We start from the raw sequence: 7,028 nt of genomic DNA, 5'->3' as shown, positions 1-7,028 counted from the left end.
TGCCGGGGGCGCCGGGGGCGCCGGGGGCTCGGGCAGACGGACGTCGGCGATCGGTCGCTTGGGCGCATCGCGCGGGATGGTGGCGTCGTCACCGACGGTGGGTGAGCCGGTGGTGTCGAGGGGCGCGGGGTGCTCGGGAACGCCCGGCGGGGTCTCCTCCCGCGGAGCCGGCGGAGCCTTGGTGGGCGCCGACGCGGTGAACGTGATGCCCGAGGATGCGGTGTAACCCCCCGACCGATCGACAGGGGTGACGGTGTCCGGCGCGTTGAGGCTGATCCGGCGTCGACGGTAGCGGAGCAGGCCGACGACGAGCGCAGCGACCAGCAGAACAGCGATGACCGCGATCGCGATCCAGAGACCCTCAGACACGACGCCATTGTCGCAGGGGAGGTAATCGGTGCTGCCGGACCCCGGCGGTCAGGAGGGACTGGCCACGAGTTCCTGGCCGCGCATCCGCTGCGAGATCACCGTGGTGATGCCGTCGTTGCGCATCGTCACCCCGTAGAGGGCGTCGGCGATCTCCATCGTCGGCTTCTGGTGGGTGATGACGATGAGCTGTGACACTTCGCGCAATTGCTCGAACAGGCTGATCAACCGGCGCAGGTTGACGTCGTCGAGCGCGGCCTCGACCTCGTCCATGACATAGAACGGCGACGGGCGGGCCCGGAAGATGGCCACCAGCATCGCCACCGCCGTCAGCGACTTCTCCCCGCCCGACAGCAACGAAAGCCGCTTGATCTTCTTTCCCGGCGGCCTGGCCTCGACCTCGATGCCGGTGGTCAGCATGTCGTCGGGGTCGGTCAGCAGCAGCCTGCCCTCACCGCCGGGGAACAGTGTCGAGAACACCTGGGCGAACTCGCGTTCGACGTCGGCATACGCCTCGGCGAAAACCTGGAGAATGCGGCTGTCGACATCGGCGATGACGTCGAGGAGGTCCTTTCGGGCCGCCTTGACATCCTCGAGCTGGGTGGACAGGAAGTTGTAGCGCTCCTCCAGCGCGGCGAACTCCTCCAGGGCGAGCGGATTGACCCGGCCCAATTCGTTGAGTTCGCGTTCGGCGCGCTTGGCCCGCCGTTCCTGGGTGGCCCGGTCGAACTGCATCGGCGCCGGCGCGGTGACCTGCTCGCCGCGTTCGCGCGCCTGCTCGTACTCCGCCATCTCGAGCTCGGTCGGAGGCAACGCGACGCTGGGACCGTATTCGGCGACCAGGTCGGCCACGGCCATCCCGAACTGCTCGAGCACCTGCTGCTCGAGTTGTTCGATACGCAGTGCCGCTTGGGCTTTGGCCACCTCGTCGCGGTGCAGCGAATCGGTGAGCGTGCTGATCCTGGCCGTCAGTTCGTTGACCTCCTCACGCGTCTTCGCCAGCGCGCCGGCCCGGACCTGACGCTCGGCGGCGACCTCGTCGCGGATCCTGGACGCGACGCCGACCGCCGAGCTCAACCGTGCCGCCACCAGCCGACCGGTCTCGGCCACGGCAGCCGCCACCGCTGCGGCGTGCACCCGCGCCTCGCGTGCCCGGCGGGCACGTACGCGTGCCTCACGTTCTGCGGTCGCGGCCCGCCGGAGTGAATCAGCCCGTCCCCGAACGGCATTCGCGCGCTCCTCGGCGGTGCGCACCGTCAACCGGGCCTCCACCTCCGCCGAGCGCGCGGCCTCCGCGGCGGCCGTCCACTCCTGGCGGTTGACGGGCTCGGCCTCGAACATCGGCTCCTGTTGGGCGTTGTGCAGCCGCTCTTCGAGCTCGGCGAGCTCGGACACCGTGCGGGTGCGCCCGGTCTCCAGTTCGTCGCGCTGGCTGATCAGGCGCTGCCACTCGTCGTCGGCGGCGCGGGCGTCCTGACCCAGCCGGCCCAGCTGTTCGTAGATCGCCGAGATCGCGGCGTCGGACTCGTTGAGTGCCGCCAGGGCCTGTTCGGCGGCGTCCTGACGGGACGACTGCTCGGCCAGCGCACCGGACAGCGCGGCGGACAGCTCGCCGACCTGCCGCTCGGCGTCGGCGAGTTCCGCCCGAGCCTTGTCCACCTGCGCGGTGATCTCCAGCGTGCTGGGCCTGCGGTCGGATCCGCCGCTGACCCAGCCGGCCCCGACCAGGTCGCCCTCGGCGGTCACCGCACGCAGTTGTGGTTGTGCGGCAACAAGTTCCATGGCGTTCGCGAGGGCGTCAACCACCGCGACCCCGGCGAGCATCGCGGTCACGGCGGCGCGCACCCGCGGGGCGGCGTCCACGACGTCCACCGCCCACACCGCGCCTGCGGGCAGGTGACCCGTCACGGGCGCGGGTTGCGCGGGCCAGTCCCCCAGCACGATGGCGGCCCGCCCGCCGTCGGAGTGCTTGAGCGCGGCGACCGCCTCACGGGCGGTGCCGAAGTTCTCCGCTGCGACGGCGTCGGCCGCTGCGCCGAGCACTGCGGCGACCGCCGACTCGTGACCGGGTTGCACCTTGACCAGGTTGGCGATCGACCCGAAAAGCCCTGCCCCCCGGTTCTCTTGGAGCCATGCAGCGCCGTCCTTGCGGTCCAGCCCGACCGACAACGCGTCGATGCGCGCCTGCAGAGACGCCACCTGGCGCTCGGCGGCACGCTCGCCGGCCTGCAACTCGGCCACCCGCTCGTCGGCCAGCCGCAGCGCGGCCACGGTTCGGTCGTGGTGGTCGTCGAGCCCGACCTCGCCGGCATCGAGCTCGCTCACCCGGGTCTGCACGGTCTCGAACTCTGCTTGGGCCTGCTGCGCGCGTGCGGCCGCCTCGTCGATGCCCGTGGTCAACCGGGCGACGGTCTCGTCGATCGACTCGACTCGGGTGCGCATGGTGTCGACCTGACCGGACAGCCGGGCCAACCCCTCCCGCCGGTCCGCCTCGGCCCGGGCGGCGGCCAGGTGGGCCCGCTCGGCTTCGGCGGCCACCTGCTCCCGCTCGGCCAGCTCGGCGCGGGTGGCTTCCAGACGTTCCCGGGATTCGGCCAGCTCCTCGAGGAGCTGCCGCTCCTGCTCGGCCACCTCGTCGGCCTGCGCCTCGAGTTCGTCCGGATCCGGACCGCCGGCCATGTCGGGCTCGGCGTCCAGGTGCTGTGCCCGCTCGCTGGCGATACGGACCGTCGCACTGACCCTCTCGGCCAGCGCCGAGAGCCGGAACCAGCGCTGCTGCGCGGAGTCGGCGCGCTCGCTGAGTTCCTCGACAGCGGATTCGTGGGCCTCGAGTTCGACGGTCCGGACTTCCAGCCGCGCGGTCAGTTCGTCGTGCTCGCGACGCAGCGTGGTCTCGGCCTGGTTGGTGTCATCGAACTCGGCCTTGCGGGTGACCAGGTCGTCGGCTGCCAGCCGCAGCCGCGCGTCACGCAGGTCGGCCTGGATCGTCTGGGCCCGACGCGCCATTTCGGCCTGCCGGCCCAGCGGCTTGAGCTGACGGCGCAGTTCGGTGGTCAGGTCGGTCAGCCGCGCCAGGTTCGCCGACATCGAGTCGAGCTTGCGAACCGCCTTCTCCTTGCGTTTGCGGTGCTTGAGGACGCCCGCGGCCTCCTCGATGAACGCCCGCCGGTCTTCCGGGCGCGACTCGAGGATCTCGGACAGCTTGCCCTGACCGACGATGACGTGCATCTCCCGGCCGATCCCGGAGTCGCTGAGCAGCTCCTGGACATCCATCAAACGGCAACTGCTGCCGTTGATCTCGTACTCGCCCGCGCCGTCGCGGAACATCCTTCGGGTGATCGACACCTCGGAGTACTCGATGGGCAGCGCGTTGTCGGAGTTGTCGATCGTCAACGTCACCTCGGCGCGGCCGAGCGGGGCCCGCGAGGACGTGCCGGCGAAGATGACGTCTTCCATCTTTCCGCCGCGCAGCGTCTTGGCGCCCTGCTCCCCCATCACCCAGGTGAGCGCGTCGACGACGTTGGACTTGCCGGACCCGTTGGGCCCGACAACGCAGGTGATGCCCGGTTCGAAGCGCAGAGTCGTCGGCGAGGCGAAGGACTTGAAGCCCTTCAGCGTCAGACTCTTGAGATGCATGTCGTCAGACCCTACCGCCGAGCAGCTCAGCGCTCGGTGAAGCCCGAAAACGCGTCGGCGGGTTCGGACCAGTCCGAGACCACCTTGTCGACGTGCCCGGGAGTGTTTCCGCTCCGGAGCTGGTCCAGGAGGCGTTGGCAGGCGTCCCGGGAGCCCTGGGCGACCACCTGAACCCGTCCGTCGGGCCGGTTGGACGCAAAGCCCGTCAGACCCAGCTCGAGCGCCCGCGACCTCGTCCACCAGCGAAAACCCACGCCCTGAACGTGTCCGTGCACCCAGGCGGTCAGCCGGGTCTCACCTGCCGACATCTTTGACCCCAAACGTCACTTTGGTACCAGACTTCAGCGTTCGTCCCACTGTGCACACCTGGTCGATCGCGCGTTCCACCACGGTCAGCAGCCGGGTGACGTCGTCGTCGGACAGTCCCGACAGGTCGACCTCCAATAACTCCTCCAGCAGCGGGTAGCGCTCCTGTTCGCGGTCAGCGGGTCCGGACACCCTGATCGTGGCCTGGTAGTCGTCGCCCAGGCGCCGGCGCAGCGGCTGGTCGCTGGAGAGCCCGCTGCACGCGGCCAGTGCGATCTTCATCAGCTCCCCAGGCGTGAAAGCGCCCTCGACGTCCTCGGAGGCGACGAGGACCTCGGCACCGCGTGTGCTGTGCCCGGTGTAGCGACGCACCCCGGTGCGTTCCACCCATAGTTCGGTCATGGCTCATTTCTACAACCCCCGCCGGAACGGTATTCCACGCGCTCGATCCGGCGCCGTGACCGCGTGGAATACCGTTCCGGCGCTAGGTGCGTGGTCGGGGTTGGCAGCGTGGGCAGAAGAACGACGACCGGTTCATGAACTTCTCCCGCCGCATCACCGCCCCGCACCGGCGGCAGGGCTGCCCCTCGCGGCCGTAGGCATCCAGAGACCGGTCGAAGTAACCGGACTCACCGTTGACGTTGACGTAGAGCGAGTCGAACGACGTACCGCCCTCATCGAGCGCGTCGGTCATCACCTCGGCGGCGGCGTCGAGCAACTCGGCGAGCTTGCGCCGCGGCAACGCCGAGGCCAGGCGGGCGCCATTGACCTTGGCCCGCCACAGGGCTTCGTCGGCGTAGATGTTGCCGACCCCGGACACCACGGCCTGGTTGAGTAGCTGACGCTTGATCTCGGAGTGCTTGTCGCGCAACAGCGTGACGACAAGATCACGATCGAACGCCGGGTCCAGCGGGTCGCGGGCGATGTGCGCGACCGGCGTCGGCACATCGGTGCCGTCGACGGTGACCATCTCGGCGACCATCCAGCCGCCGAAGGTGCGCTGGTCGACAAAGCTCAGCGTGGTGCCGTCGTCGAGCAGCGCGGCGATGCGCAGGTGGTTCTTGTTCGGAACGGGCCCCAACAGCATCTGCCCGCTCATCCCGAGGTGCACGACGAGCGCGCTGCCGGCGTCTCGTCGCGCACCCCCCACATCGGCCTCATCACCCAGCGTGAGCCACAGGTACTTGCCCCGGCGTCCGGTCCCGGTGATCGCGGCGCCGAGCAGCCTGGCGGTCAGGTCCGTGGGCCCGGCCTCGTGCCTGCGCACGGCGCGGGGGTGGTGCACCCGGACCGCAGTGATGGTCCTGTCGGTCACGCTTTGGGCCAATCCCCGCCGGACGACCTCGACCTCGGGGAGTTCAGGCATCCGGATCAAGCACTGTCGAGGGCGTTCCACGCCGCCGCGGCGGCCTTGAGTTCGGCTTCTTTCTTGGTCCGGCCGATACCCCTGCCGTACTCGCGCTCGGCGACCATCACCGTCGCGGTGAACTCCTTGTCGTGATCCGGCCCGGTGGACGTCACGAGGTAGGTGGGCGCACCGAGGCCGCGGGACGCGGTCAGTTCCTGCAGGCTGCTCTTCCAATCCAGGCCCGCACCCAGGGTCGGGGCGGTGTCGAGAAGCTTGCCGAACAACCTCAGGATCACGTCCCGCACGACCGAGGCGCCGTGCTCGAGATATATTGCGCCGAGCAGAGATTCGACACCGTCGGCCAGAATGCTGGACTTGTCGGCGCCGCCGGAGTTCTCTTCTCCCCTGCCCAGCAGCAGGTAGGAACCCAGACCGTCTTCGGTGAGATCCCGACCGACGTCGGCCAGGGCGTGGGTGTTGACGATGCTGGCGCGCAACTTGGCCAGATCACCCTCCGAACGGTCCGGATGCCGGTGATAGAGCTCCTCGGTGATGGTCAGGCCGAGCACCGAGTCCCCGAGGAACTCCAGACGTTCGTTGGTGGGCAGTCCGCCGTTCTCGTAGGAGTAGCTGCGGTGCGTGAGCGCGATGGTGAGCAGTTCCGCGGGCAGATCGACCCCGAGCGCCTTGAGCAGCAGCGCGCGGTCGACGGTCACGACTGGTCTCCACCCTGCTCGCGGAGCTCATCTGCCGTCTGCTCGCGAAGCTCATCTGCCGTCTGCTCGCGGAGCTCGGTCAACTTGGCCCACCGTGGATCGATCTGCTCGTGATGATGGCCGGGCTCTGCGGTGGCCAGCGGCACCCCGCACTGCTGGCACAGCCCTTCGCAGTCCGGGCCGCACACCGGAGAGAACGGCAGCGCCAGACCCACCGCGTCGATGATCGGCTGCTCGAGGTCAACTGTCTCGGCACCGCCGTCGCGGCCGACACGGGCGATCTCGTCGGCGTCGGTGGTCTCGTCGGTCGCGCTGTCGGGATAGGCGAACAGCTCGGTCAGATCGATCTCCACCTCGCCGGTGATCGGCTGCAGGCAGCGCGCGCACTCGCCCGCCGTCGGCGCCGACACGGTGCCGGTGACCAGTACACCTTCCGACACCGCCTCAAGACGCAGGTTCAGCTCCAGCGGCGCGCCCTGCTCGACGGCGAGCAACTGCAGCCCCATCCGCGACGGACTGGCGACGGTGGTCTCCAGGGGCATCATCGAGCCGGGCCTGCGGCCGAGTCGGGAGATGTTGATCACCAGGGGCGATCGCGCCCCTCGGCGCGCGGCCGCGTTCACATGCGTCGGCATGCACGTATCGTACGTTCAGCG

General features: G+C 69.6%; 6 protein-coding genes and 1 pseudogene. All 7 read right to left on the bottom strand.

The genetic code is table 11. The features are described from left to right. A pseudogene (locus BEMPMBAN_RS24755) lies at positions 1-369 on the bottom strand (signal recognition particle-docking protein FtsY); the annotation flags it as partial. Between the two features lie 48 nt (positions 370-417). Beyond that, positions 418-4,002, bottom strand: a complete 3,585-nt coding sequence (smc, locus tag BEMPMBAN_RS24750; protein ID WP_159233949.1) for a chromosome segregation protein SMC — start codon at positions 4,000-4,002, stop codon at positions 418-420. A gap of 26 nt (positions 4,003-4,028) precedes the next feature. After that, entirely contained in the window at positions 4,029-4,310 is a 282-nt protein-coding gene (locus BEMPMBAN_RS24745; protein WP_159233947.1) for an acylphosphatase, read from the bottom strand. Continuing rightward, the gene (locus BEMPMBAN_RS24740; protein WP_159233945.1) at positions 4,297-4,710 is read right to left on the bottom strand and encodes an OsmC family protein; all 414 of its coding nucleotides are present in this window, start codon (positions 4,708-4,710) and stop codon (positions 4,297-4,299) included. The genes BEMPMBAN_RS24745 and BEMPMBAN_RS24740 overlap by 14 nt, the downstream gene beginning before the upstream one ends. An 82-nt stretch (positions 4,711-4,792) precedes the next feature. Then, on the bottom strand, positions 4,793-5,674 hold the full coding sequence (gene mutM / locus BEMPMBAN_RS24735) for a bifunctional DNA-formamidopyrimidine glycosylase/DNA-(apurinic or apyrimidinic site) lyase (protein WP_159233943.1): 882 nt from the start codon (positions 5,672-5,674) through the stop codon (positions 4,793-4,795). A gap of 5 nt (positions 5,675-5,679) precedes the next feature. Beyond that, positions 5,680-6,372: a ribonuclease III gene (gene rnc / locus BEMPMBAN_RS24730; protein WP_159233941.1), complete on the bottom strand. Its 693-nt coding sequence runs from the start codon at positions 6,370-6,372 to the stop codon at positions 5,680-5,682. Further along, on the bottom strand, positions 6,369-7,007 hold the full coding sequence (locus BEMPMBAN_RS24725; RefSeq protein ID WP_159233939.1) for a YceD family protein: 639 nt from the start codon (positions 7,005-7,007) through the stop codon (positions 6,369-6,371). Before BEMPMBAN_RS24725 ends, rnc begins: the two co-directional genes overlap by 4 nt. Positions 7,008-7,028: the final 21 nt, after the last annotated feature.

It is taken from the genome of Mycolicibacterium austroafricanum, assembly GCF_902705885.1.
Classification (GTDB): domain Bacteria; phylum Actinomycetota; class Actinomycetes; order Mycobacteriales; family Mycobacteriaceae; genus Mycobacterium; species Mycobacterium vanbaalenii_A.
Note: the sequence above shows the minus strand (reverse complement) of the source record. Positions and strands in the feature narration are given on the sequence as shown.